Raw genomic sequence first — 23,225 nt, 5'->3', positions numbered from 1 at the left:
AATGGTTAAAGGCATTATCGGCAAGAAAGTCGGTATGACTCAGCTGTTCGATGAGAGCGGCAAGGTCATTCCCGTGACCGTCATCGAGGCTGGTCCCTGCACCGTCGTGCAGAAGAAGACCGTCGAGAGCGATGGCTACCAGGCTGTTCAGCTGGGCTTCGGCGAGGTTTCCGCCAAGAAGGTCAACAAGGCAGCTGCAGGCCACTTCAAGAAGGCAAATGTTGCCCCCAAGAAGACCCTGCGCGAGTTCCGTCTGGAAGATGTCTCCGCAATGAACGTTGGCGACGTGCTGAAGGCTGATGTCTTCGCAGCTGGCGACAAGGTGGACGTTGTGGGCGTTTCCAAGGGCAAGGGCTACCAGGGCGTTATCAAGCGCTACGGTCAGCACCGTCTGCGTGAGAGCCACGGCACCGGTCCTGTTGCTCGTCATGCAGGTTCCAACGGTTCCACTTCTACCCCTGCTCGCGTGTTCCCCGGCAAGCGCCTGCCCGGCCACATGGGCTTTGTGCGCGTCACCGTGCAGAACCTGACTGTTGTCAAGGTTGACACCGAGAACAATCTGATCGCTGTCAAGGGTGCGGTCCCCGGTTCCAAGGGCACCATCGTCACTCTGGCCAACAGCGTGAAGGCGTAAGGAGGAAAGCTACAATGGCAAAGTTTAACGTAGTCGATATGAACGGTCAGCATGTTAGCGAGATCGAGCTTTCCGACGCCGTGTTCGGTATCACCCCGAACGAGAAGGCTGTCCACATTGCTGTGGTGAACTTCCTGGCCAACCAGCGTCAGGGCACCCAGAACACCAAGATCCGCATGGAAGTTTCCGGCGGCGGCAAGAAGCCCTGGCGCCAGAAGGGCACCGGCCACGCTCGTCAGGGTTCCATCCGTGCACCGCAGTGGACTCACGGCGGCGTCGCTCTGGGCCCCAAGCCCCGCAGCTACAACTACCACATCAACAACAAGGTCAAGCGCCTGGCTCTGCTGAGCGTCCTGTCCGACAAGGCTGCCAATGGCAACATGGTCGTTGTTGATAAGTTCGCCTGCGACGAGTACAAGACCAAGACTGTTGTCTCCATGCTGAACGCCGTCGGCGCTGGCAAGAAGAACCTGCTGGTCAATGAGACTGTCGATGCAAAGTTCGTCAAGAGCGCTGGCAACATCGCTGGCGTCAAGACCACCTTCGCAGGCAGCGTGAACACCTACGATGTGCTGAACGCCGACAAGCTGATCATCAGCGTCGACGCAGCGAAGAAGCTCGAGGAGGTGCTTGGCTAATGAAAACCGCACATGATATTATCCTGAAGCCGGTCATTACCGAGAACTCCATGGCCGGTATCGCTGACAAGAAGTACACCTTCAAGGTCGCTACCGATGCTACCAAGGTCGAGATCGCTCAGGCTGTCGAGGTCCTGTTCCCCGGCGTCAAGGTCTCCAAGGTCAACACCATCTCTGTCCGCGGTCGTTTCCGCCGTCAGGGTATGCATGCTGGTTACACCGCCGCTTCCAAGAAGGCGATCGTGACCCTGACCAAGGACTCCAAGGAGATCGAGTTCTTCAACAGCATGGTCTGATAGAACCCACCGAGGGTTCCTCTATGGGGATATGACCCCGATAATAATTCATAAGATAAACAAAGGAGAATAGCACAATGGCTATCAAAAAGTATGGCCCCACTACTCCGGGCCGCCGCGGCATGACCGTCACGGATTACAGCGTCCTGTCCAAGGTCGCTCCCGAGCGCAGCCTGCTGGAGCCCATGAAGAAGCACAGCGGCCGCAATAACACCGGTCGTATCACCGTCCGTCATCAGGGCGGCGGCAACCGCACCAAGTATCGTGTCATCGACTTCAAGCGTCAGAAGACCGATATGCCCGCTACCGTCAAGACTCTGGAGTACGATCCGAACCGCAGCGCATTCATCGCTCTGGTCGAGTACACTGACGGTGTCAAGAACTACATCATCGCTCCCGACGGCCTGAAGGTCGGCGATGTTGTCATCAGCGGCAAGGGCGCCGACATCAAGCCCGGCAACTGCCTGCCCTTCGAGAACATCCCCGTCGGTACCATCATCCACAACATCGAGCTGTATCCCGGCCGCGGCGCTCAGCTGGTTCGTTCCGCTGGCAACATGGCTCAGCTGATGGCTAAGGAGAATGGCTACGCTCTGGTTCGTCTGCCCTCTGGTGAGATGCGCAATGTGCCTGTCAACTGCACCGCAGTTGTCGGCCAGGTCTCTAACATCGACCACGAGAACGTCAACCTCGGCAAGGCTGGCCGTAAGCGCCACATGGGCGTCCGTCCCGGCAGCCGTGGTACCGTCATGAACCCCTGCGACCACCCCCACGGCGGTGGCGAGGGCCGCGCACCTGTTGGCCACTCCGGTCCTATGACTCCCTGGGGCAAGCCTGCTCTGGGTCTCAAGACTCGCAAGCATCATAAGCGCTCCGATAAGCTCATCGTGAAGCGTGCTAAGTAAGAGAGGAGTTTAAGACAATGGGTAGAAGCATTAAAAAAGGTCCTTTCGTCCAGGCTGCTCTTCTGAAGCACGTTGAAGCTATGAACGCTTCCGGCAAGAAGCAGGTCATCAAGACCTGGAGCCGCGCCTCCACGATCTTCCCCGAATTCGTTGGTCACACCTTTGCCGTCCACGACGGCCGCAAGCATGTGCCTGTGTACGTGACCGAGGACATGGTTGGCCACAAGCTGGGTGAGTTCGTTCCCACCCGTACCTTTAAGGGCCACACCGGTAATTCGAAGTAAGAGAAGGAGGAACACAACATGGAAGCTCGGGCAATTCTTCGTTATGCCCGCATTAGTCCTCGTAAGGTGTCCATCGTTATGGATCTGATCCGTAACAAGCCCCTGGACGAAGCGCTGGCAATCCTGCAGTACACCCCGAAGGCCGCTTGTGAGCCCCTTCTGAAGCTGGTGAAGTCTGCAGCCGCAAATGCGGAAAACAACTTCAATATGGACAAGAACAACCTCTACGTCGCCGAGTGCTACGTCTGCCCCGGCCCGACGCTGAAGCGCATGATGCCTCGTGCACAGGGCCGCGGTTACCGCATCCTGAAGCGCACCAGCCACATGACCGTTGTTCTGAAAGAGAAAGAGTAAGGAGGGAAAACAATGGGCCAGAAAGTAAATCCGCACGGCATTCGTGTCGGCGTTATTAAAGACTGGGACAGCCGCTGGTTTGCCTCCAAGAAGGATTTCAGCGATAACCTCGTCGAGGATCACAAGATCCGCACTGAGCTGAAGGCTCAGCTGAAGGACGCTGGCGTCCCCAAGATCGAGATCGAGCGCACTGTGGATCCTTCCACTTCCGCTCCCCGCGTTACCGTCAACATCTACTGCGCTAAGCCCGGTATGGTGATCGGTAAGGGCGGCGAAGAGCGCGTTGCTCTGCAGAACAAGCTGACCAAGGAGTATGGCAAGACTATTATCGTCAACGTCATCGAGGTCAAGAGCGCTGCTACCAACGCTCAGCTGGTTGCCGAGGACATCGCTCGTCAGCTGGAGAACCGCGTTACCTTCCGCCGCGCTATGAAGCAGTGCATGCGTAACGCTATGAGCCCCCGCGATCGCGCAACTGTCCCTGCAAAGGGCATCAAGGCAATGTGCTCCGGCCGTCTGGGCGGCGCTGACATCGCCCGCGTCGAGAGCTACCACGAGGGCACCATCCCCCTGCAGACTCTGCGTGCCGACATCGACTACGGCTTCGCTGAGGCTGCCACCACCTACGGCCGCATCGGCGTCAAGGTCTGGGTCTACAAGGGCGAGGTCCTCAAGAGCGCTAAGAACGCTCAGAAGAAGGAAGGAGGCAACAAGTAATGTTACTGCCTAAGCGTGTTAAGTACCGCCGCGTCCAGCGCGGCCGCATGACCGGTAAGGCTACCCGCGGCAACGTGGTGTGCCAGGGCCAGTACGGCCTTGTTGCTCTGGAGCCGGCATGGATCTCCTCCACTCAGATCGAGGCTGCCCGTGTTGCCATGACTCGTTACATCAAGCGTGGCGGCAAGGTGTGGATCAAGATCTTCCCCGATAAGCCCGTTACTGAGAAGCCCGCTGAGACCCGCATGGGTTCCGGTAAAGGCTCTCCCGAGTACTGGGTCGCTGTTGTCAAGCCCGGCCGCGTTCTGTTCGAGCTGGCAGATGTCGATGAGGCAACTGCTCGTGAGGCTCTGCGCCTGGCTATGCACAAGCTGCCCATCAAGTGCAAATTTGTTGTCCGTGAGGACTCCGTGAAGGAGGATGGCACCAATGAAGGCTAATGAACTCCGCGAAATGCAGACCGCAGAGCTGACCAGCAAGCTGGCAGACCTGAAGGCCGAGCTGTTTAACCTGCGCTTCCAGCATGCCATCAACCAGCTGGAGAACCCCGGCCGCATCGAAGCAGTCAAGAAGGACATCGCTCGCGTGATGACCGTTCTGGCTGAGAAGCAGTAAGGAGGTTAAACGATGGAAGAACGTAATCTGAGAAAGACCCGCGTCGGCGTCGTCGTGTCCGACAAGATGGATAAGACCATCGTGGTTGCCGTTAAGGATAGCGTGCAGCACCCCCTGTACAAGAAGATCCTGAAGCGTACCGCCAAGTTCAAGGCTCGTGACGAGCAGAACGAGTGCGGCATCGGTGACCGTGTTGAGATCATGGAGTGCCGCCCCCTGTCCAAGGATGTGCGCTGGCGCCTGGTCCGTATCGTTGAGAAGGCAAAGTAAGTTTCTTTGCCCGCTGCTTTGAACAGTTTGAAAGGAGATATCTGAAATGGTTCAGATGCAAACTTATCTCAAAGTTGCCGACAACACCGGTGCCAAGGAGCTGATGTGCTTCCGCGTGCTGGGCGGCACCCGCAAGAGATACGCAAACATTGGTGACGTCGTGGTCTGCTCTGTCAAGAAGGCAGCCCCCGGCGGCTCCGTTAAGAAGGGCGACGTCGTCAAGGCTGTCATCGTGCGCAGCAAGCATGGCGTCCGCCGCGACGACGGCTCCTACATCCGTTTCGATGAGAACGCCGCCGTTATCGTCATGGCCGACAAGAGCCCCAAGGGTACTCGTATCTTTGGACCCGTTGCTCGCGAGCTGCGCGATGCCGGCTACACCAAGATCCTGAGCCTGGCTCCGGAATCGCTGTAAGGAGGTTTTAAAAATGAATAATCTTCATGTTAAAACCGGCGACAACGTAATGATCATCAGCGGCAAGGACAAGGGCCACACTGGTAAGGTCCTGCAGGTCAGCCCCTCTGAGAACAAGGTCATCGTTGAGGGCCAGAACATGGTTACCAAGCACGTCAAGCCCCGCCGTCAGGGCGAGCAGGGCGGTATCGTCAAGGCTGAGGGTGCTATGTACGCATCCAAGGTCATGCCCATCTGCCCCAAGTGCGGCAAGGCCGTGCGCGTGGGCCACGTCGAGAAGGACGGTAAGATGGTCCGCGTCTGTAAGAAGTGCGGCGCTGAGCTGTAAGAAAGGAGTAAGGAACAATGGCTCGTTTGAAAGAACAGTATGTCAATGAAATTGCTCCTGCTCTGAACAAGAAGTTCGGTTACAAGAGCGTTATGCAGATCCCCAAGCTGGACAAGGTCGTCATCAATGTTGCCTGCGGCGAAGCTAAGGACAACGAGAAGATCCTGGAAGCTGTCATGAAGGATCTGGGCCAGATCACTGGCCAGAAGGCAGTCGTCTGCCGTGCCAAGAAGAGCGTCGCTAACTTCAAGCTGCGCCAGGGCACTCCCATCGGCTGCAAGGTCACCCTGCGTGGTGAGCGTATGTACGAGTTCGTCGATCGTTTCTTCAACATCGCACTGCCCCGTGTCCGCGACTTCCGCGGCATCAACGGCAACGGTTTTGACGGTCGCGGCAACTTTGCATGCGGCATCAAGGAGCAGATCATCTTCCCCGAGATCGACTTCGAGAAGGTCGATGCAGTCCGCGGCATGGATGTCTGCTTCGTTACCACCGCTAAGACCGACGAAGAGGGCAAGGAGCTGCTGAAGGCTCTGGGCGCTCCGTTCGCTGAGAATAACTAAGGAGGAGATTACAATGGCTAAACTGTCTATGAAGCTCAAGCAGTCTCGTCCTGCTAAGTTCTCTACCCGTGCATACACCCGCTGCCGCATCTGCGGTCGCCCCCACTCCGTGCTGCGCAAGTACGGCGTGTGCCGTGTGTGCTTCCGTGAGCTGGCCTACAAGGGCGAGATCCCGGGCGTCAAGAAGGCTTCCTGGTAATTAACCAGAGGGCTGGATAACAAGTCGGATTCCGCCCCGGGGCAACGATGTTTCGGGGCGGTATCATTATAAAACAAATGAGAGCTAATCTAAGGAGGTTAGTGGCAAATGCAGATTACTGATCCTATCGCGGACCTGCTGACTCGCATCCGCAACGCTAGCACTGCCAAACACCCTTCTGTGGAGATCCCCGCTTCCAACATGAAGAAGGCTATCTGCCAGATCCTGGTTGACGAGGGCTACATCAAGGGCATGCAGGTGAAGAACGACACCGTTCAGGGTACCATCGTTGTCACCCTGAAGTACCAGGCTAACGGCGAGCCCGTTATCGCTGGTCTGCGCCGCGTGTCCAAGCCGGGCCTGCGCATCTACACCAACTGCGAGGATATGCCGAAGGTCATGAAGGGCCTGGGCACCGCAATCATTTCCACCTCTAAGGGCATCATGACCGATAAGGCTGCTCGTGCTGCGCACGTTGGCGGCGAGGTCCTGGCCTTTGTGTGGTAAGAAAGGGGTAAAAGACAATGTCGAGAATTGGAAGAAAACCCATCGTCATTCCTGCCGGCGTTACTGTCACTGTCGATGAGGCAGCACACAGCGTCACCGTCAAGGGCCCCAAGGGCAGCCTGAATTCCAACTATCATCCCCTCATGACCGTCAAGGTCGAGGGCAATGAGGTTTTGGTTACCCGCCCCAATGACGAACCCGAGGCCCGCAGCCTGCACGGCCTGACCCGCAGCAACATCGCCAACATGGTGAACGGTGTTGTCAACGGCTACGAGAAGAAGCTGGAGATCGTGGGCGTCGGCCTGCGCTGCCAGAAGCAGGGCTCCAACCTGGTCATGAACCTGGGCTTCTCTCATCAGGTGAACATCCCTGATACTGAGGATTGCACCATCGTGTGGCAGGATCCCAACCACTTCACTGTTACCGGTATCGATAAGCAGAAGGTCGGCCAGTACGCTGCTGAGATCCGCGCCAAGAAGCCGCCGGAGCCTTACAAGGGCAAGGGCATTCGCTACGAGGGCGAGGTCGTCAAGCACAAAGAAGGCAAGGCCGGCAAGGGCAAGAAATAAGGTAAGGAGTGAAAGACAATGGTTAAGCAGATCGACAAGAACGAAGCTCGTCTTCGTCGTCATCGCCGCGTTCGCAACAAGATCAGCGGCACCGCAGCACGTCCTCGCCTGGATGTTTTCCGCTCCGCCAAGCACATCTACGCTCAGATCATCGACGATGAGCAGGGCGTTACTCTGGTGTCGGCGTCCACTATGGACAAGGACTTCAATGGTTTCGGCGGCAACGTCGAGGCCGCAGCTGAGATCGGCAAGAAGATCGCAGCAAAGGCTCTGGAAAAGGGCATCACCGAGGTCGTTTTCGACCGTGGCGGTTACGTTTATCATGGCCGTGTTAAGGCCCTGGCTGATGGCGCCCGTGAGGGCGGCCTGAAGCTGTAATGAGAGGAGGAAACACATTATGGCTATGAGAAACCGTGAAGACGACGGCATGATCACCAAGGTTGTCTCCATCAACCGCGTTTCCAAGACTGTCAAGGGCGGCCGCATCATGAAGTTTGCCGCTCTGGTTGTCGTGGGCGACGGCAAGGGCACCATCGGTTACGGCATCGGCAAGTCCGGCGAAGTGCCTGAGGCAATTCGCAAGGGCGAGGCTGCTGCTAAGAAGAATATGCACAAGGTTGCCATGAAGGGCACCACTATCCCCCACGAGATCGTCGGTAAGTACGGCGCAGGCGCAGTCCTGCTGAAGCCGGCTGCCGCCGGTACCGGCATGATCGCTGGCGGCCCCGTGCGTGCCGTCATCGAGGCTGCCGGCATCAAGGACATTCGTGCGAAGTCTATGCGTTCCAACAACCCCATCAATGTTGTGTCTGCTACCTTCGCAGGTCTGTGCGGCCTGGTCAGCGCAGAGTCTGTTGCTGAGAAGCGCGGCAAGACCGTGAAAGAAATTCTGGGTTAAGGAGGTAACAAACCATGGCAGATAAGATGCTCAAGATCGAGCTGAAGAAGAGCCTGATCGGCCGCGGCGCCAAGCAGATCGCTACCGCTGAGGCTCTGGGCCTGAAGAAGCCGGGCGACGTTACCGTTCAGCCTGACAATGCCGCTACGCAGGGCAAGATCGCTAAGATCGGCTTCCTGCTCAGCGTCACCGAAGCCTAATCAGGGGGGATACGCATAATGAAACTTCATGAACTGCACGCGATTCCCGGCGCAAACAAGGCTGTGACCCGCAAGGGCCGCGGCATTGGCTCCGGCAATGGCAAGACTGCCGGTTTCGGCAGCAAGGGCCAGAAGGCCCGTTCCGGCGTGAAGCACGCTGGTTTCGAGGGCGGCCAGATGCCTCTGGCACGCCGCCTGCCGAAGTTCGGCTTTAACAACATCTTTGCTACCCAGTACGCCATCGTCAACGTGGCCGATCTGGAGGCAGCTTTCGAGGCCGGCGAAGTCGTCGACACCGAGGCTCTGAAGGCAAAGGGTCTGGTCAAGAAGACCCTGGACGGCGTTAAGGTCCTGGGCAACGGCGAGCTGACCAAGGCTCTGACCGTTAAGGCCGCAGCCTATTCCGCTTCTGCCAAAGAGAAAATCGAAAAGGCAGGCGGAAAGGCTGAGGTGATGTAAGGTGTTCCAGACATTCCGTAACGCATGGAAGATCCCCGAGCTTAAAAATCGTCTCCTGTTCACGCTGGCGATCCTCGTGGTGTATCGTTTGGGCTGTGCTATCCCGGTGCCTTTCGTGACCAGTTCTGCGCTGACGCAGATGTTCTCGAACGGCAACATGCTCGCATATCTTGATATGATGAGCGGCGGCGCACTGTCCCGGTGCACGCTCTTCGCGTTAGGTGTGACACCCTATATCAACGCATCCATCATCGTGCAGCTGCTCACTGTGGCCATCCCCTCGCTGGAAAACATTGCGAAGGAACCGGACGGCCAGCAGAAGCTGCAGCAGATCACCCGGTATGCCGGCGGCATCATTGCTCTGATCATGAGCCTCGGCTACTACTTTGTGGTCCGTAACATGGGCGCACTGAAGTACACTTCCGGCGCGGCTGGTATCTTTACCGCCGTGGTCATCATTGCGACCTTCACCGCAGGTGCTCAGCTGATCACCTGGTGCGGCGAGCAGATCGATGACAAGGGCATCGGCAACGGCCTGTCCCTTCTGATCTTCTCTTCGATCGTTTCCAACTGGTCTTCTCTCTACACCACGGTGGCTGGTCTGCTGACCCGCGCCGCTGCTGGCGAGAGCCAGTTCTACATCTTCCTGCCCCTGCTGCTCGTTCTGGCACTGGTCGTGATCGTGTTCATCGTCATTATGACGAACGCTGAGCGCCGCATCACCATCCAGTATGCCAAGCGCGTGGTGGGCCGCAAGCAGATGGGCGGGCAGAACAGCTACCTGCCGCTGAAGCTGAACATGACCGGCGTCATGCCCATCATCTTCGCTTCCGCTCTGGTCTCGATCCCGGGCACGATCGGCAGCTTCATGCAGGTCGACCAGGCTGCGCATCCGTTCTGGTACGCATTCTTCCGTACCTTCAACTATACGTCGCCGCTTTACGTCGTCATCTACCTGCTGCTGATCCTGGCCTTCAACTACTTCTATGTGGCCATCCAGTACAACCCTGTTGAGATCGCCAACAATCTGCGCCGCAACAACGGCTCGATCCCCGGCTTCCGTCCCGGCAAGCCGACCAGCGATTTCATCACCCGCACGCTGAACAAGATCACCCTCATCGGCGCGATCTTCCTCGCTGTGGTGGCTGTGCTGCCTATCGTTCTGGGCAACCTGACCGGTATGAGCATCCAGCTGGGCGGTACCAGTCTGCTGATCGTGGTCGGTGTGGCACTCGATACCACCCGCAGCCTCGACAGCTTCATGACGATGCGCAGCCACAAAGGCTTCCTCGGCTGATCTGTAAAGAATAAGCACTGATGTAAGAAAGCACTGGAAAGGAGAGCATGCTCGGACTTTTCAGTGCTTTTTTGCTTTGGTGAGCCGTTAGCGATTTCAAACCGCAGCGGACTCAATGAAAAAACCATCCTTTATATAAGGAGAGGAGAATTCCTATGAATCTGATTCTGTTGGGCGCCCCCGGCGCAGGCAAAGGTACGCAGGCTGAGATCATCTGCGCAAAGCTGAACATCCCCGCCATCAGCACCGGCAACATCCTCCGCGCTGCTGTCAAGGACGGCACCGAGATGGGCCTGAAGGCAAAGAGCTTCATGGACGCCGGCGCACTGGTCCCCGATGAGGTCATCATTGGCATCCTGAAGGACCGCCTGTCCGAGGCTGACTGTGCAAACGGCTTCATTCTGGACGGTGTGCCCCGCACCATCGCACAGGCAGAGGCCATCGAGAAGATGGGCATCCGCATCGACAAGGTGCTGGAGCTGTCTGTCGCTGACGATGTCATCGTCAACCGCATGGGCGGCCGCCGCGTCTGTGAAAAGTGCGGCGCAAGTTACCACATCGTCAACAAGAAGAGCAAGGTCGAGGGCGTGTGCGACTGCTGCGGCGGCAAGCTCGTCATCCGTAAGGACGACCAGCCCGCTACCGTGCTCGACCGTCTGAAGGCATATCATGAGCAGACTGAGCCGCTGGTAGACTTCTACCGTCAGCGCGGCAAGCTGGCTGTCATCCCCTTCAACGATTCCATTGAGGCGACCACGGCAGAGATCATGAAGGCTTTGGAGGCATAAAAGTGATTCAGATCAAGAATGCGAAAGAGCTGGACGGTATGCGCAAGGCGAATGCCCTGAGCGCAGCTGCCCTGAAATATGGCGGTGAACATATCGAGGCAGGTATGACCACCTGGGAGCTGGATAAGCTGATCTACGACTTCATCGTGAAGCACGGCGGCATCCCCAACTTCAAGGGTCTGTACGGTTTTCCCGGAACGGCCTGCATCAGTTTGAACGATACCATCATCCATGGTATCCCTTCGCATGACATCGTCATCCGCCCGGGTGACATCGTGAGCATTGATACCGGCGCAAAGGTCGATGGCTTCAACGGCGACAACGCCTGCACCTATGCAGTGGGCAAGATCGACCTGGAGGCTCAGCGCCTTCTGGACGTCACCAAGGCCGCTCTCTACAAGGGCATCGAGCAGGCTGTGGCCGGCAACCGCATCGGCGACATTGGCTATGCCGTCCAGAGCTACTGCGAGGACGCCGGCTTCTCCGTCGTCCGCGAGTTCGTGGGCCACGGCACCGGCAGGGAGCTGCACGAAGACCCCGAAGTGCCGAACTACGGCCATCAGGGCCGCGGCCCCCGTCTCGTCCCCGGCATGACCATCGCCATCGAGCCCATGATCTGCCAGTACGACTGCAAGATCACTCAGGCCAAGGACGGCTGGACGGTCAAGACCAAGGACGGCGGTCTGGCTGCTCACTTCGAGCATTCCATAGCCATCCTCAAGGACCGCACCGAGATCATGACCCGGAGCTGGGACGACCCCAACTTTGACCCCGATACCTTCAGCTTCAAGTAAGGCTTGAAACCGAGACCTCCCTTTCCGGGGAGGTCTTTTTGGTTTTGCAAGACGTTATTTATGCAATTCTGACAAGTTTTGGTGAAAAAGATTCATCTCCACGGTGGAAATGGCAATGCAGAGGGCGTGAAAAGACCATTTTGAAAAAGCAAGAAATTTTTATCGGAAATACGGAAAAAACCACTTGCAAAATAGACACAAAAGGTGTATAATCTATAAATGGCCGTGACAGCCAGATGCTTTCTCGGTGGACAGGGATTTTCTGCCCACTTTGCGGATTTTGTGCCGCAGGAGAAGAAGTATGTGGCTTTCATCGCCGCCTGTCCGTCCCAACACGACAAACTGAGCAGATCCAATGAGGAGGCAATTAGCTTGTCTAAAGAAGACGTCATCGAAATTGAAGGCATCGTGCGTGAAGCCATGCCCAACGCCATCTTTAAGGTGGAAATGTTGAGCGAGGACAAGAACACCGGGAAGCTCACTCCCAGTGGTCACATCCTCTTAGCGCACATCTCCGGCAAGCTGCGGACCAATTTCATCCGTATCCTGCCCGGGGACAAGGTAACCGTGGAAATGTCGCCCTACGACTTGTCGAAGGGCCGCATCACCTGGCGCTCCAAATAAGCACCAGGGTATCAACCAAAAGGAGGTTCAACATCATGAAGGTCAAGCCTTCCGTGAAACCCATCTGCGAAAAGTGCAAGGTCATCCGCCGCAAAGGCCGCGTGATGGTCATCTGCCAGAACCCCAAGCATAAGCAGCGCCAGGGCTAATTCGGGCGCCTGGGGGTCAAGTGCGTAGAGTCCCGGCGCAGACCCCGACACTGACATGGGATGATTTTTGGAGGAAAACTACTATGGCACGTATTGCCGGCGTTGACCTGCCCCGCGAGAAGCGCGTTCAGGTGGGTCTCACCTACGTTTACGGTATCGGTCAGACCACTGCCAACAAGATCCTGGCAGCTACTGGTATCAACCCCGATACCCGCGTCAAGGACCTGACTCTGGAAGAAGAGGCTAAGATCCGTGACTACATCGATCAGGCTAACATCATCGTCGAGGGCGACCTGCGTCGTAATGTCGCTCTGGACATCAAGCGCCTGGTTGAGATCCAGTCCTTCCGTGGCACCCGCCATCGTAAGAACCTGCCCTGCCGTGGCCAGCGTACCAAGACCAATGCACGTACCTGCAAGGGTCCCAAGCGCACGGTCGCTAACAAGAAGAAGTAAGGAGGTTCTGAGAAATGGCAAGTGCAAATAACGCCAAGAAGGGCGCAAACGTCCGCATGAAGCGGAAAGAGCGTAAGAACATTGCAGCCGGTCAGGCTCACATCCAGTCTACGTTCAACAATACTGTCGTCACCATCACCGACCTGCAGGGTAATGCAGTGTCTTGGTGCTCCTCTGGCTCCCTGAACTTCCGCGGCAGCCGCAAGAGCACTCCGTTTGCAGCTCAGTCTGCAGCAGAGACCGCTGCCAAGGTCGCTATCGAGCATGGCATGAAGACCGTTGAGGTCTACGTCAAGGGCCCCGGCGCTGGCCGTGAGTCCGCTATTCGTGCGCTTCAGGCCACCGGTCTGGAAGTCACCCTCATCAAGGACGTGACTCCCATCCCCCACAACGGCTGCCGTCCCCCGAAGCGCCGTCGTGTCTGATCGAAGGAGGAAACTGAATTATGGCAAAGAATACGCAGCCTATCGCAAAGCGTTGCAAGGCCCTGGGCATTTCTCCTGCGGTCATGGGCTATGCAAAGAAGAATACTACCCGCAACTCCAATGGCAACATGCGCAAGAAGCAGTCTGAGTACGCTACTCAGCTGAAGGAGAAGCAGAAGGTCAAGTTCATCTACGGCGTTCTGGAGAAGCAGTTCCACAACGCTTACCTGAAGGCTGAGGCTATGCCCGGCAAGACCGGTGAGAACCTGCTTCAGCTCATGGAGCGCCGTCTGGACAACGTCGTGTTCCGTCTGGGCTTTGCTCAGACCCGCCGCGACGCTCGTCAGCTGGTCTCTCACGCTCACTTCACCGTCAACGGCAAGAAGGTCAACATCCCCTCTTACCTCATCAAGGCCGGTGATGTCATCGAGGTTCGTGAGTCCAGCCGCAGCTCTGCTAAGTTCGCTAAGCTGACTGGCCCCGAGGCCCCCGTCGTGGCTCTGCCCTCCTGGCTGGACCGCGAGGCTGGCACCCTGAAGGGCGTCGTCAACAAGCTCCCCGAGCGCAGCGACATCGACTACGAAGTTGCAGAGCACCTCATCGTCGAGCTGTACTCCAAGTAATCCATTAAGAAGGCCTGGCCTTCCGTGTGGATGGCCGGTTTTCGCATTCTTTTCTTTGAAAGAATTTAATAATGGGCCGATGGCAACATCGGTTTGACAAGGAGGGCATAGATATGATGGAGATTGAACGTCCCAAAATCGAAACGGCAAGCCTGTCTCCCGACGGCCGCTACGGCAAGTTCGTGGCAGAGCCTCTGGAGCGTGGCTTTGGCATCACACTGGGCAACAGCCTGCGTCGTGTGCTTCTTTCCTCTCTGCCCGGTGTCGCCGTGACCAGCGTCAAGATCGACGGCGTGGTTCACGAGTTCTCCACCATTGAGGGCGTCAAGGAAGACGTTACCGAGATTGTCCTGAACCTGAAGGGTATCGCTGCAAAGCTGTACACCGACGGTCCGAAGACAGTGCGTGTTGAGGCAGTTGGCCCCTGTGAGGTCACCGCCGACAACATCAAGCAGGGCGATGATATTGAGATCCTGAACCCTGAGTGGCACATCGCAACCCTGGGCGAGGGCGGCAAGCTCGTCATGGAGCTGACCTTCGATAAGGGTCGCGGCTATGTGCCCGCTGAGCGCAACAAGCAGGCCATCATCGAGAAGAATGACATCAACACTCTTCCCGTTGATAGCATTTACACCCCCGTGCTCAAGGTGAATTATAATGTCGAGAGCACCCGTGTTGGCCAGGCCATCGACTACGACAAGCTGACCATCGAGGTTTGGACGGATGGCACGATCAATGCACAGGAGGCCGTTTCTCTGGCTGCCCGTGTGCTGACCGAGCACCTGAACCTGTTCGTCAACCTGTCCGACGAGGCCGCTGGCGCTGAGATCATGGTGGAGAAGACCAACGACGATAAGGAGAAGGCTCTGGAGATGACCATCGAAGAGCTGGATCTGAGCGTCCGTTCCTTCAACTGCCTCAAGCGCGCCGGCATCAACACGGTGGAGGATCTGGTCAGCAAGAGCGAGGACGAAATGATGAAGGTTCGTAACCTCGGCCGCAAGAGCCTCGAGGAAGTCATGGCTAAGCTGGACTCTCTCGGCTTCAAGCTGAACACAGACGATGAGTAATATTAAAGTTAAGGAGTGAAACGGGATGCCCGGTACCAGAAAGCTCGGTAGAACCAGCGACAGCCGCAACGCTATGATGCGCGCTATGGTTACCTACCTGTTAGAGAATGGCAAGATTGAGACCACTGTCACTCGCGCCAAGGACGTTCGTTCCATGGCCGAGAAGATGATCACCCTGGGTAAGGCCAGCGACCTGCACACCAAGCGTCAGGTCTACGCCTACATCACCAAGGAAGATGTTGCAAAGAAGCTGTTTGATGAGATCAGCCCCAAGTACGCTGACCGCAACGGCGGCTACACCCGCATCATCAAGATCGGCGCTCGCCGCGGCGACGCTGCTGAGATGGCAGTTCTGGAGCTCGTCTGATCGACTCTGACTGAATAAATCAGTATCAAAAAGCCCTTTCCCGTCTGGGAGAGGGCTTTTTCTGTTTTCGCCGCTTGGCAGAGCCCTCCTTGCGTGATATACTGATACTGTTATGGTATGCAGATTTCCACGAGCAGGAGGGAACATGTTGAAAATCAAAGGATGGCTGCGGGCGGCTGCGCTATGCGTGGCGTTCTGCCTGCTGCTGACCGGGTGCAGCATCCCCATGCCGGAAGAGACGGTGCAGGTGGAGGAACTGCTGCGTGCGCCCCGCCTTGCGGGCGATTACGGCGCATTGCAGACCGCCCTGAACGACTGGCTGGGGGAGAGCGCCCAGCTGAAATATCCGCTGCAGGGCGACCTGCTGTCGCCCTTTGTGTTGCAGGATTTCGACGGCGACGGCGAACAGGACGCAGCGGTGTTCTACACCACGGCCCTCACCTCCAATGTATGCGTTGCTTTCTTACGCAAGAACAGCGGGGGTGCCTGGCAGGTGAGCCAGACCGTAGAGGGCCTGGCCGATTCGGTGGACAATGTCCGGCTGGCTCAGCTTCAGGCGGGCGGCACGGCCCAGCTCGTCGTGGGCTATGCGGCTTCGCAGGATGACCACTATCTGGCCGTTTACTCCTATGAGAACGGTGAGGTGTCGGCTATCCTTGAGCAGGCCTATGAGCAGTACCTCGTGGAGGACATCACCGGCGGCGGCAGCGAAGACCTTATCCTGATGTCCACGCTGGAAGATAGCGGCGTCCAAATCGAGCTGCTGACCGTCGATAAGGACGGAAGGTTTCAGCAGGTGGCCGTTATGGCACTGTCGGGCGATAAGTTCTCGGGCTGCGCCTCGGTGGCGGCGGGCCTCGGCGCGGACGGAAAGCACTATCTGGTGCTGGACGGCTGGACGGGCATCTCGGGCAATAATCTGGCCTCGGTGCTGCTGCGGTTCGACGATGAGAGCCAGCAGATGGTGCCGGCCTCTCAAATCACCAGCGAGGAGCTGTACAATGCCTCGCTGCGCAATGTCCCAAGCCTCGTGAGCCGCGATTTGGACGGCGACGGCACCGTGGAGATACCGACCCAGCCCGACGAAGCGGGTCTGCTGAACATGAGCCAGAGCCGACGGATGGATTTTATCGTCTGGATGGACTACACGGCGTCAGCGCCGGAAAAGAGTTTCGGCCTGCTGGATGAGGAGACCGGCTGCTATATCGCCCTGCCCATCGAGTGGGAGGGCAACCTGATGCTGACGGACAGCACGGACGAGGAAGACGCCGTGGAGCTGCGGACGATAGACGAGAACAAGCTGGTGCTTACCCTGCGGCTGGCTTCGTCCAGCGAGAACGCTGTGGGATGGACCCGCCTTGGTGTGGTGGCGTCCCGCCAGATGCAGGCAAAGCTCGGCCCAGATGTGACCATAGAGGACCCGGATTACCGGCTTTCCCGGTCGCTGTACCGGCTGAATTAGCCCTCTCAGGCGCTTCGCGCCAAGGTCGGGTTGCGGCTCCCAGCATCTGCTTCGCTCTCGCTCGCATCCTGCTGGCCGCTGCCCCAACAGTTCCTCCCTGTTTCCGCCACTGGCGGCGGTCGTCGCCGTTGCTCCCAAGGGGAGAGTCATTGGCAGGCAGGGTAAGTCTGAGTGGACTGAATAAAAATGATTTTTCGTAACATGCCGGGCCTTGCGCATAAGGCAAACCGGATAGAAACGGAGGAACGATAAATGGTCAAGGTTCTGGTAGTGGAAGATGAGGCCAGCATTCGTGAGATGATAGCGCTGAACCTGCGTCTGGCCGGGATGGAGGCTGTGGAGGCGGACAGCGCCGAAGCGGCCCTGCCTCTTCTGGAGCAGCGCCCGGGCTGTGACGCGGCCATCCTGGACGTGATGCTGCCGGGCATGAATGGCTTCTCGCTCTGCGAGACCATCCGCCGCACCGACCAGAAGATCGGCATCATCATCCTGAGTGCCAAGGGACAGGAGCAGGATAAAATTCGCGGCCTGTCCATCGGTGCCGACGACTATATGACCAAGCCCTTCAGCGTCAGTGAGCTGCTGGCCCGTGTGGAGGCGCTCTGCCGCCGCGTGGGCCGTTCGGCCAGCGCCGAGGCAGGGGAGCAGGCTCCGGCCTCACTGGTGAGCGGCAGCTTCGTGCTGGACGAGAACCGCCGCGTCCTGCTCAAGGCGGGCAAGCCCATCGAGCTGACTCAGGTGGAGTTCCAGATCATGGAGCTGTTCTTCCGCAACCCCGGTGTGGCGCTGGTGCGCGAGCGCATCCTCAAAGGTGTCTGGGGTGAAAACTACTTCGGCGACGTCAAGATCGTGGACGTGAACATCCGCCGTCTGCGGATGAAGGTGGAGGATGAGCCCAGCCATCCGGCACATATCCTCACCGTGTGGGGATATGGTTATCGGTGGGAGGAGTAACATGCGAAGCGGGATCACCCGGCGATGGCTGCGGGGCAGTCTGCTCATTACGGTACTGCTGGTGCTGCTGGTGGAGGTCATGTTCCTCTACAGCGCCACCCGCAGCTACTACAACGGCGTCCAGCAGACCATGTACCGCCGCTTTTCGTCCATCACCGGCCAGCTCAAAATGTACACCGGCGAAACGAGCCAGAAGACCGCCGCCAGCCGCAGCGTGGCTCTGCGTCGGATGGTGGAGCAGTTCTCCGATAAGGACAAATACGAATTTATGCTGCTGGACAGCTACGGCGGTGTCATCGCCTCGTCCAGCGGCACCGATGCCGAGGGCATCGTCACCCGCACCGACTTTGAGCAGGCGCAGGACGCCGTGGACGGGCAGGGCATCGCCATCTACCGCACCCAGAGCGGAGAGATGGTCATGGCGGCCTGCTGTCTCGTACCCTATGCAGCCGAAGATGTGGCTGCCATGCGTCTCGTCACCAGTCTGACACTGGTGGAAGAACAGCTCAAACGCACCGTGGTGGTGGCCCTCATCATGGGTGCGGCGGTGCTGGCCTTTACCATCATGTCGGGCCTGTACTTCGTGCGGAGCATCGTGGTGCCGCTGGGACAGGTGGAGCGCACCGCCGCCGGCATCGCCCGGGGTGAGCTGGACGTTCGTCTGCCCGTCACCGGCGACGAGCGGGATGAGGTGGACCGCCTGCGCGGCACCATCAACCGAATGGCCGAGGGCCTCGAAGAGACGGAAAAGATGAAAAACGAGTTCATCAGCTCCGTTTCCCACGAGCTGCGCACCCCGCTCACCTCCATCCGGGGCTGGGTGGAGACGCTGCGCACGCTGGACGACCCCTCCGACGAGAACTACCGCAAGGGCCTCGAGATCATCAACAACGAGACGGCCCGCCTCTACAACATGGTGGAGGAGCTGCTGGATTTCAGCCGCCTGCAGAATGGCCGTCTCAAGATGACCTGCCGCCCCCTCGACCTTGTGGCCGAGCTGACCGATGCGGTGCTTTTCTGCGAGGCCCGCATCCAGCGGGAGGGGCTTGTGCTGGTGTACAATGAGCCGGAGGAGATGATCCCGGTCTACGCCGATCCCGACCGTCTGCGGCAGGTGTTCATCAACATCCTGGACAACGCCATCAAGTATTCCGCCCCCGGCGGGCGCATCACAGTCAAGCTCTGGGCGGGCGAGTACAAGGCCTTTATCGAATTTATCGACCAGGGCCGCGGCATCCCGCCCGAAGACCTCGAGAACGTCAAGACCAAATTCTACAAGGGCAGCAACTCGGTGCGCGGCAGCGGCATCGGTCTGGCGCTGGTAGACTCCATCATGACCGCCCTCGACGGCACGATGGACATCAAGAGCACTCTGGGCCGGGGTACGGTGGTGACACTGGGCCTGCCGCTCTATAAAAAATAAGAAGCCGTTTTCTAAGCATTGCACACCGCCTGAGCGGTCTTTTTGCCAGCATACCGTGTTGCTTTCCCTTGCAATCCGTCAGGATTGCTGCGGAAAATCGCCTTGTCTGCTGACAAAAATCCTCGCCATTCGGCGCACCCTGCTTACGAAAACAACTTCCAAGATTTTGTCATATTTATATGATAGAATAAAGGTCAAAAACTGACAGGAGAAATCCATTTTATGAATCACGAACCCAAGAAGGAATGCTTCAAGACCAGTGTGGGCGGTCAGGCCCTGATGGAAGGCATCATGATGCGCGGCCCGGAGCACATCTGCTGCGCTGTGCGCAAGCCCGACGGCACCATCGAAACGAAGATAGAAGACACCCCGAAACACGGCATCTGGGCCAAGATCCCTCTCGTGCGGGGAGCCATCTCGATGATAGAGAGCCTCATCACCGGCTACCGCTACATGATGTACTCTGCGCAGGTGAGCATGGGCGACGAGTACGACGCCGAAGAGGAAGAGTCTGCCTTTGAAAAATGGGTGGGCGACCATCTGGGCAAGAAGGCCGAGGACATCCTGATGGCCGGTGCGGCCCTCGTGGGTGGCCTGTTCGCTATCCTGCTGTTCACCGTTCTGCCGACGGTGCTGGTGGGCGGTCTCGGCAAGGTGGTCATCATGACCCGCTGGCCGAGAGTCATCCTCGAGGCGGTGCTGAAAGTGGCCATTTTCCTCAGCTACATGGTGGCCATCTCCAAAATGAAGGAGATCCACCGCGTTTTCGAGTATCACGGCGCAGAGCACAAGACCATCGCCTGCTACGAGGCCGGCGACGAGCTGACCGTGGAGAATGTCCGCAAGTACACCCGTTTCCACCCCCGCTGCGGCACCAGCTTCCTCATTCTGGTGGTCATCGTCAGTGTTTTCCTCTACAGCGTGCTGCCCTGGAGCAGCACCAGCCTCCGCGTCCTGTTCAAGCTGCTGCTCCTGCCCGTCGTGATGGGCATCAGCTACGAGCTGCTCAAGTGGTGCGGCCGCTCGGACAACATCGCCACCCGCATCATCCGCCAGCCCGGCCTCTGGGTGCAGCGGCTGACTGTCTTTGAACCCGACGACAGCATGATTGAGGTGGCCATCGCCGCCGTGACGCCGGTGCTGCCCGAAGACCCGGAGGACGGCAAATGGTGAGCGAAGCGATGCTGCCCCGTGCAGCGGTCAAAGAGGTGGAAGCGCGGCTGACGGCGGCGGGCTGTCCGGACGCAGATTTCGACGCCCGGGAGCTGTTCCGGCTGGCGACAGGCCGGGACGTCCGCCTTTCTGACCGTCCATTGGACGCCGCCGAAGCGGCAAAGCTCGAAGAACTTACCGTTCGCCGTGCGGCCCGGGAGCCGCTGCAATACCTCTGCGGCAGCTGGCCTTTCCTCGACTTTGAACTGGCCGTGGGGCCGGGCGTGCTCTGTCCCCGTGCTGATACCGAGGTGGTGGCTGAGACGGCTGCCGAGATGCTGGCGAGCGTGGAAGCGCCCCGGGTGCTGGACCTCTGCGCCGGTACCGGCTGTCTGGGCCTTGGCCTCAAGCGGCTCTGCCCGGCGGCGCAGGTCGTCTGCGTGGAAAAGAGCCCGGAAGCCTACGTCTATCTCGAGAAAAATACCCGTCTGGCCCTGAAAGGCCGGGGCGGCAGCACCGAAAACGTGCTGGATGCCTCACCTTTTGAAGAGCCGGCCTTCGACTGGGGCATGAAGCCTACCCGCGCCGCAGAGCCGGTGGAGGGTGACCTCTTCACCTACTGGGAGAGCTTGCCGGAGGGTCAGCTCGACCTCATCGTCTCGAACCCGCCCTACCTGACAGCGCAGGAGATGAGCGAATTGCAGCCCGAAGTGGCCAAAGAGCCGGCCATGGCACTGGAAGCCGGGGAAGACGGTCTCGTATTTTATAAGGCCATCGCGGAACACTACCAGAAAGCTCTGCGCCCCGGCGGTGCGCTGGCGCTGGAGATCGGCTGGCAGCAGCGGGAGGCTGTGACAGCCCTGCTGGAAGCAAACGGCTGGGCAGACATTGCCTGCCGGAAGGACTTCGGCGGCAATGACCGCTGTGTGACGGCCCGGAGACCCAAATAAGCGTGAGAAAAAGTGAAAATATCTACAACTATCTGTTGTAATATTTGAAATCTGTGATATACTATAGAGGAAAGAATCTGTATAGTACCGCCTGCACCCCGCAGGCCATGTGATAAAGGAGCAGCACGCTATGGCAAAGAATCAGAACAACAACGTCGCCCCCGCCACCCAGAAGACGGAGCCGGGCGCAAAGAAGGATGCGCTGGCAACTGCGCTGGCCCAAATCGAAAAGCAGTTCGGCAAGGGCGCCATCATGAAGCTGGGCGATAACACCGCCATGCAGGTGGACGCCATCTCTACCGGCAGCCTCGGCCTCGACCTGGCGCTGGGCGTGGGCGGTGTGCCGCGCGGCCGTATCATCGAGGTATTCGGACCGGAATCCAGCGGTAAGACCACGCTGGCCCTCCACATCCTCGCCGAGGCCCAGAAAAAGGGCGGCGAGGTGGCCTTCATCGACGTCGAGCACGCCCTCGACCCGGCCTATGCCTCCGCACTGGGCGTGAACATCGACGAGCTGCTGGTCAGCCAGCCGGATACCGGCGAGCAGGCCATGGAGATCTGCGAGGCGCTGGTGCGCTCCGGTGCCATCGACGCCATCGTCGTGGACTCCGTCGCTGCTATGGTGCCTCGTGCCGAAATCGAGGGCGAGATGGGTGACAGCCACGTCGGCCTGCAGGCCCGTCTGATGAGTCAGGCTATGCGCAAGCTGACCAGCGTCATCGGCAAGACCAACACGGTCTGTGTCTTCATCAACCAGCTGCGCGAGAAGGTGGGCATCGTCTACGGCAACCCCGAAGTTACCACCGGCGGCCGCGCCCTGAAGTATTATTCTTCTGTCCGCATCGACATCCGCCGCGTCGAGGGCCTGAAGGACTCTTCCGGCCAGTTCATCGGCAACCACACCCGCGCCAAGATCGTCAAGAACAAGGTGGCTCCTCCGTTCCGTGAGGCTGAATTTGACATCATGTTCGGTGAGGGCATCTCCAAGATGAGCGAGCTCATCGACGTGGGTGTCAAGCTGGGCATCGTCCAGAAGAGTGGCGCATGGTTCAACTACGGCGACATCCGTCTGGGTCAGGGCCGTGACAACGCCAAGCAGTTCCTCAAGGACAACCCCGAGATCGCCAACGACATCGAGGGCCAGATCCGCGCCAACGCGGACAAGCTCTACGCCACCCGCCGCCCGGCGGGCAAAGCTGCTGCCGCTGCGGCAGAGAAGGAAGAGGGCGGCGAGACCGCTTCTGCTTCCAAGGAGCCTGTCGTCAAGGCCCCGGCCCGCAGCAGCGAGAGCGAGCTGGACATCATGGTGGAGGACTAAATGTCCTTTTCGAGAAGAGGCCGTCCGCTGGCTGAAGAAGAAAAGTCCACCGACGCCGCCAAGGCCCGCGCCCGGGCCATGGAGCTTCTGGCCGGGCAGGAGCTTTCCTCCGGGCAGCTCTATGAGCGCTTGGGGCGGAAGTTTACCCAGCCCACCGCCGCCGCTGTGGTGGCGGAGATGGTGGAGCGGCAGTATGTGGACGACGAGCGCTACGCCCGGACCCGGGCGCACGGCCTGCTGGCCGCCCGCAAGAGCCGCCGCGCTGCCGCGCAGGATCTGCGGCAGAAGGGGCTGGACGCGCAGCAGATCTCTGCTGCGCTGGAAGAGGCCTACGCCCCGGACGAAGCGGGCGGAGACCCGGAGCTGGAAGCCGCCGCCGCCCTCGTGGAAGGGCGGTACCGCGGCAAGCTGGCCGCAGGGCGGAAAGACCTTGTGGTGGCTGCGCTGGCCCGGCGGGGGTTTGCATATCCGGTTATTAAAGAAGCGATTCGGCGAGTGGAAGAGGACGGTTAGCTCTCTTTTG

General features: G+C 58.7%; 38 protein-coding genes. All 38 read left to right on the top strand.

Annotated features, from left to right (window positions below):
- Nucleotide 1 precedes the first annotated feature (1 nt).
- The 38 genes from rplC (at nucleotide 2) to J3349_RS05070 (ending at nucleotide 23,215) form a co-directional block, all read left to right on the top strand.
- Nucleotides 2–634: a 50S ribosomal protein L3 gene (rplC, locus tag J3349_RS05255; RefSeq protein WP_158395203.1), complete on the top strand. Its 633-nt coding sequence runs from the start codon at nucleotides 2–4 to the stop codon at nucleotides 632–634.
- Between the two features lie 14 nt (nucleotides 635–648).
- On the top strand, nucleotides 649–1,272 hold the full coding sequence (gene rplD / locus J3349_RS05250) for a 50S ribosomal protein L4 (protein WP_158395202.1): 624 nt from the start codon (nucleotides 649–651) through the stop codon (nucleotides 1,270–1,272).
- Nucleotides 1,272–1,568: a 50S ribosomal protein L23 gene (gene rplW / locus J3349_RS05245; RefSeq protein ID WP_015564637.1), complete on the top strand. Its 297-nt coding sequence runs from the start codon at nucleotides 1,272–1,274 to the stop codon at nucleotides 1,566–1,568. The genes rplD and rplW overlap by 1 nt, the downstream gene beginning before the upstream one ends.
- 77 nt (nucleotides 1,569–1,645) lie before the next feature.
- Entirely contained in the window at nucleotides 1,646–2,473 is an 828-nt protein-coding gene (gene rplB / locus J3349_RS05240) for a 50S ribosomal protein L2 (RefSeq protein WP_207676674.1), read from the top strand.
- A 17-nt stretch (nucleotides 2,474–2,490) separates the two neighbouring features.
- Nucleotides 2,491–2,757 (top strand): 30S ribosomal protein S19, encoded by a 267-nt coding sequence (rpsS, locus tag J3349_RS05235; RefSeq protein WP_005934915.1) that lies wholly within the window; start codon nucleotides 2,491–2,493, stop codon nucleotides 2,755–2,757.
- 18 nt (nucleotides 2,758–2,775) lie between these two features.
- The gene (rplV, locus tag J3349_RS05230; RefSeq protein ID WP_005921882.1) at nucleotides 2,776–3,111 is read left to right on the top strand and encodes a 50S ribosomal protein L22; all 336 of its coding nucleotides are present in this window, start codon (nucleotides 2,776–2,778) and stop codon (nucleotides 3,109–3,111) included.
- A 12-nt stretch (nucleotides 3,112–3,123) separates the two neighbouring features.
- Nucleotides 3,124–3,828 carry a 30S ribosomal protein S3 gene (rpsC, locus tag J3349_RS05225; RefSeq protein WP_207676673.1) on the top strand — a complete coding sequence of 235 codons (705 nt, stop codon included), beginning with the start codon at nucleotides 3,124–3,126 and terminating at the stop codon, nucleotides 3,826–3,828.
- Entirely contained in the window at nucleotides 3,828–4,268 is a 441-nt protein-coding gene (gene rplP / locus J3349_RS05220; RefSeq protein WP_005938020.1) for a 50S ribosomal protein L16, read from the top strand. Before rpsC ends, rplP begins: the two co-directional genes overlap by 1 nt.
- The gene (rpmC, locus tag J3349_RS05215; RefSeq protein ID WP_005921879.1) at nucleotides 4,258–4,443 is read left to right on the top strand and encodes a 50S ribosomal protein L29; all 186 of its coding nucleotides are present in this window, start codon (nucleotides 4,258–4,260) and stop codon (nucleotides 4,441–4,443) included. The genes rplP and rpmC overlap by 11 nt, the downstream gene beginning before the upstream one ends.
- A 12-nt stretch (nucleotides 4,444–4,455) precedes the next feature.
- Nucleotides 4,456–4,713 (top strand): 30S ribosomal protein S17, encoded by a 258-nt coding sequence (rpsQ, locus tag J3349_RS05210; protein WP_005938017.1) that lies wholly within the window; start codon nucleotides 4,456–4,458, stop codon nucleotides 4,711–4,713.
- Between the two features lie 46 nt (nucleotides 4,714–4,759).
- Nucleotides 4,760–5,128 carry a 50S ribosomal protein L14 gene (rplN, locus tag J3349_RS05205; protein ID WP_005938014.1) on the top strand — a complete coding sequence of 123 codons (369 nt, stop codon included), beginning with the start codon at nucleotides 4,760–4,762 and terminating at the stop codon, nucleotides 5,126–5,128.
- Between the two features lie 13 nt (nucleotides 5,129–5,141).
- Nucleotides 5,142–5,456 (top strand): 50S ribosomal protein L24, encoded by a 315-nt coding sequence (gene rplX, locus J3349_RS05200; protein ID WP_005934911.1) that lies wholly within the window; start codon nucleotides 5,142–5,144, stop codon nucleotides 5,454–5,456.
- A gap of 17 nt (nucleotides 5,457–5,473) precedes the next feature.
- Nucleotides 5,474–6,019: a 50S ribosomal protein L5 gene (gene rplE, locus J3349_RS05195; protein WP_015564641.1), complete on the top strand. Its 546-nt coding sequence runs from the start codon at nucleotides 5,474–5,476 to the stop codon at nucleotides 6,017–6,019.
- A gap of 13 nt (nucleotides 6,020–6,032) precedes the next feature.
- On the top strand, nucleotides 6,033–6,218 hold the full coding sequence (locus tag J3349_RS05190) for a type Z 30S ribosomal protein S14 (protein ID WP_005921866.1): 186 nt from the start codon (nucleotides 6,033–6,035) through the stop codon (nucleotides 6,216–6,218).
- A gap of 108 nt (nucleotides 6,219–6,326) precedes the next feature.
- A complete protein-coding gene (rpsH, locus tag J3349_RS05185; RefSeq protein ID WP_005934908.1) occupies nucleotides 6,327–6,725 on the top strand; it encodes a 30S ribosomal protein S8 in 399 nt (132 codons plus the stop codon).
- A 17-nt stretch (nucleotides 6,726–6,742) separates the two neighbouring features.
- A complete protein-coding gene (gene rplF, locus J3349_RS05180; RefSeq protein WP_158395200.1) occupies nucleotides 6,743–7,294 on the top strand; it encodes a 50S ribosomal protein L6 in 552 nt (183 codons plus the stop codon).
- 18 nt (nucleotides 7,295–7,312) lie between these two features.
- The gene (gene rplR / locus J3349_RS05175; RefSeq protein WP_015564643.1) at nucleotides 7,313–7,672 is read left to right on the top strand and encodes a 50S ribosomal protein L18; all 360 of its coding nucleotides are present in this window, start codon (nucleotides 7,313–7,315) and stop codon (nucleotides 7,670–7,672) included.
- Between the two features lie 19 nt (nucleotides 7,673–7,691).
- Nucleotides 7,692–8,192 carry a 30S ribosomal protein S5 gene (gene rpsE / locus J3349_RS05170; RefSeq protein ID WP_149795235.1) on the top strand — a complete coding sequence of 167 codons (501 nt, stop codon included), beginning with the start codon at nucleotides 7,692–7,694 and terminating at the stop codon, nucleotides 8,190–8,192.
- 14 nt (nucleotides 8,193–8,206) lie between these two features.
- Nucleotides 8,207–8,392 (top strand): 50S ribosomal protein L30, encoded by a 186-nt coding sequence (gene rpmD / locus J3349_RS05165; protein ID WP_005921851.1) that lies wholly within the window; start codon nucleotides 8,207–8,209, stop codon nucleotides 8,390–8,392.
- A gap of 18 nt (nucleotides 8,393–8,410) precedes the next feature.
- On the top strand, nucleotides 8,411–8,851 hold the full coding sequence (rplO, locus tag J3349_RS05160) for a 50S ribosomal protein L15 (RefSeq protein ID WP_149795234.1): 441 nt from the start codon (nucleotides 8,411–8,413) through the stop codon (nucleotides 8,849–8,851).
- Nucleotide 8,852: 1 nt separating this feature from the next.
- Nucleotides 8,853–10,148: a preprotein translocase subunit SecY gene (gene secY / locus J3349_RS05155; RefSeq protein ID WP_158395199.1), complete on the top strand. Its 1,296-nt coding sequence runs from the start codon at nucleotides 8,853–8,855 to the stop codon at nucleotides 10,146–10,148.
- A 155-nt stretch (nucleotides 10,149–10,303) separates the two neighbouring features.
- The gene (locus J3349_RS05150) at nucleotides 10,304–10,936 is read left to right on the top strand and encodes an adenylate kinase (RefSeq protein WP_149795232.1); all 633 of its coding nucleotides are present in this window, start codon (nucleotides 10,304–10,306) and stop codon (nucleotides 10,934–10,936) included.
- Between the two features lie 2 nt (nucleotides 10,937–10,938).
- On the top strand, nucleotides 10,939–11,730 hold the full coding sequence (gene map / locus J3349_RS05145; protein ID WP_207676672.1) for a type I methionyl aminopeptidase: 792 nt from the start codon (nucleotides 10,939–10,941) through the stop codon (nucleotides 11,728–11,730).
- A gap of 44 nt (nucleotides 11,731–11,774) precedes the next feature.
- Complete coding sequence (locus tag J3349_RS05140) at nucleotides 11,775–11,942, top strand: hypothetical protein (protein WP_207676671.1); 168 nt, start codon at nucleotides 11,775–11,777, stop codon at nucleotides 11,940–11,942.
- Between the two features lie 160 nt (nucleotides 11,943–12,102).
- Nucleotides 12,103–12,354: a translation initiation factor IF-1 gene (gene infA / locus J3349_RS05135; protein WP_005937979.1), complete on the top strand. Its 252-nt coding sequence runs from the start codon at nucleotides 12,103–12,105 to the stop codon at nucleotides 12,352–12,354.
- A gap of 35 nt (nucleotides 12,355–12,389) precedes the next feature.
- Entirely contained in the window at nucleotides 12,390–12,503 is a 114-nt protein-coding gene (gene rpmJ, locus J3349_RS05130) for a 50S ribosomal protein L36 (protein WP_005921832.1), read from the top strand.
- A gap of 83 nt (nucleotides 12,504–12,586) precedes the next feature.
- On the top strand, nucleotides 12,587–12,958 hold the full coding sequence (gene rpsM, locus J3349_RS05125) for a 30S ribosomal protein S13 (protein ID WP_015564647.1): 372 nt from the start codon (nucleotides 12,587–12,589) through the stop codon (nucleotides 12,956–12,958).
- 14 nt (nucleotides 12,959–12,972) lie between these two features.
- The gene (gene rpsK, locus J3349_RS05120; protein ID WP_005934894.1) at nucleotides 12,973–13,383 is read left to right on the top strand and encodes a 30S ribosomal protein S11; all 411 of its coding nucleotides are present in this window, start codon (nucleotides 12,973–12,975) and stop codon (nucleotides 13,381–13,383) included.
- Between the two features lie 20 nt (nucleotides 13,384–13,403).
- The gene (gene rpsD, locus J3349_RS05115) at nucleotides 13,404–14,006 is read left to right on the top strand and encodes a 30S ribosomal protein S4 (RefSeq protein WP_015564648.1); all 603 of its coding nucleotides are present in this window, start codon (nucleotides 13,404–13,406) and stop codon (nucleotides 14,004–14,006) included.
- Between the two features lie 113 nt (nucleotides 14,007–14,119).
- The gene (locus tag J3349_RS05110; RefSeq protein WP_015564649.1) at nucleotides 14,120–15,076 is read left to right on the top strand and encodes a DNA-directed RNA polymerase subunit alpha; all 957 of its coding nucleotides are present in this window, start codon (nucleotides 14,120–14,122) and stop codon (nucleotides 15,074–15,076) included.
- Between the two features lie 25 nt (nucleotides 15,077–15,101).
- The gene (rplQ, locus tag J3349_RS05105; protein ID WP_005934891.1) at nucleotides 15,102–15,443 is read left to right on the top strand and encodes a 50S ribosomal protein L17; all 342 of its coding nucleotides are present in this window, start codon (nucleotides 15,102–15,104) and stop codon (nucleotides 15,441–15,443) included.
- A gap of 145 nt (nucleotides 15,444–15,588) precedes the next feature.
- The gene (locus J3349_RS05100) at nucleotides 15,589–16,905 is read left to right on the top strand and encodes a hypothetical protein (protein ID WP_242699523.1); all 1,317 of its coding nucleotides are present in this window, start codon (nucleotides 15,589–15,591) and stop codon (nucleotides 16,903–16,905) included.
- A gap of 252 nt (nucleotides 16,906–17,157) precedes the next feature.
- Nucleotides 17,158–17,859 (top strand): response regulator transcription factor, encoded by a 702-nt coding sequence (locus J3349_RS05095; protein WP_015564650.1) that lies wholly within the window; start codon nucleotides 17,158–17,160, stop codon nucleotides 17,857–17,859.
- Nucleotide 17,860: 1 nt separating this feature from the next.
- Entirely contained in the window at nucleotides 17,861–19,282 is a 1,422-nt protein-coding gene (locus J3349_RS05090; protein ID WP_158395197.1) for a HAMP domain-containing sensor histidine kinase, read from the top strand.
- A 222-nt stretch (nucleotides 19,283–19,504) separates the two neighbouring features.
- Nucleotides 19,505–20,455: a DUF1385 domain-containing protein gene (locus J3349_RS05085; RefSeq protein ID WP_207676670.1), complete on the top strand. Its 951-nt coding sequence runs from the start codon at nucleotides 19,505–19,507 to the stop codon at nucleotides 20,453–20,455.
- Nucleotides 20,449–21,384 carry a HemK/PrmC family methyltransferase gene (locus J3349_RS05080; RefSeq protein WP_207676669.1) on the top strand — a complete coding sequence of 312 codons (936 nt, stop codon included), beginning with the start codon at nucleotides 20,449–20,451 and terminating at the stop codon, nucleotides 21,382–21,384. The genes J3349_RS05085 and J3349_RS05080 overlap by 7 nt, the downstream gene beginning before the upstream one ends.
- A 130-nt stretch (nucleotides 21,385–21,514) precedes the next feature.
- On the top strand, nucleotides 21,515–22,702 hold the full coding sequence (recA, locus tag J3349_RS05075) for a recombinase RecA (RefSeq protein WP_158395194.1): 1,188 nt from the start codon (nucleotides 21,515–21,517) through the stop codon (nucleotides 22,700–22,702).
- On the top strand, nucleotides 22,703–23,215 hold the full coding sequence (locus tag J3349_RS05070) for a regulatory protein RecX (protein WP_207676668.1): 513 nt from the start codon (nucleotides 22,703–22,705) through the stop codon (nucleotides 23,213–23,215).
- Nucleotides 23,216–23,225: the final 10 nt, after the last annotated feature.

This window comes from Faecalibacterium sp. Marseille-P9590, assembly GCF_017377665.1.
In the GTDB taxonomy this organism is placed as follows: Bacteria; Bacillota; Clostridia; order Oscillospirales; family Ruminococcaceae; genus Faecalibacterium.
The sequence above is the reverse complement of the archived record's forward strand: the minus strand, read 5'-3'. Positions and strand labels throughout refer to the sequence as shown.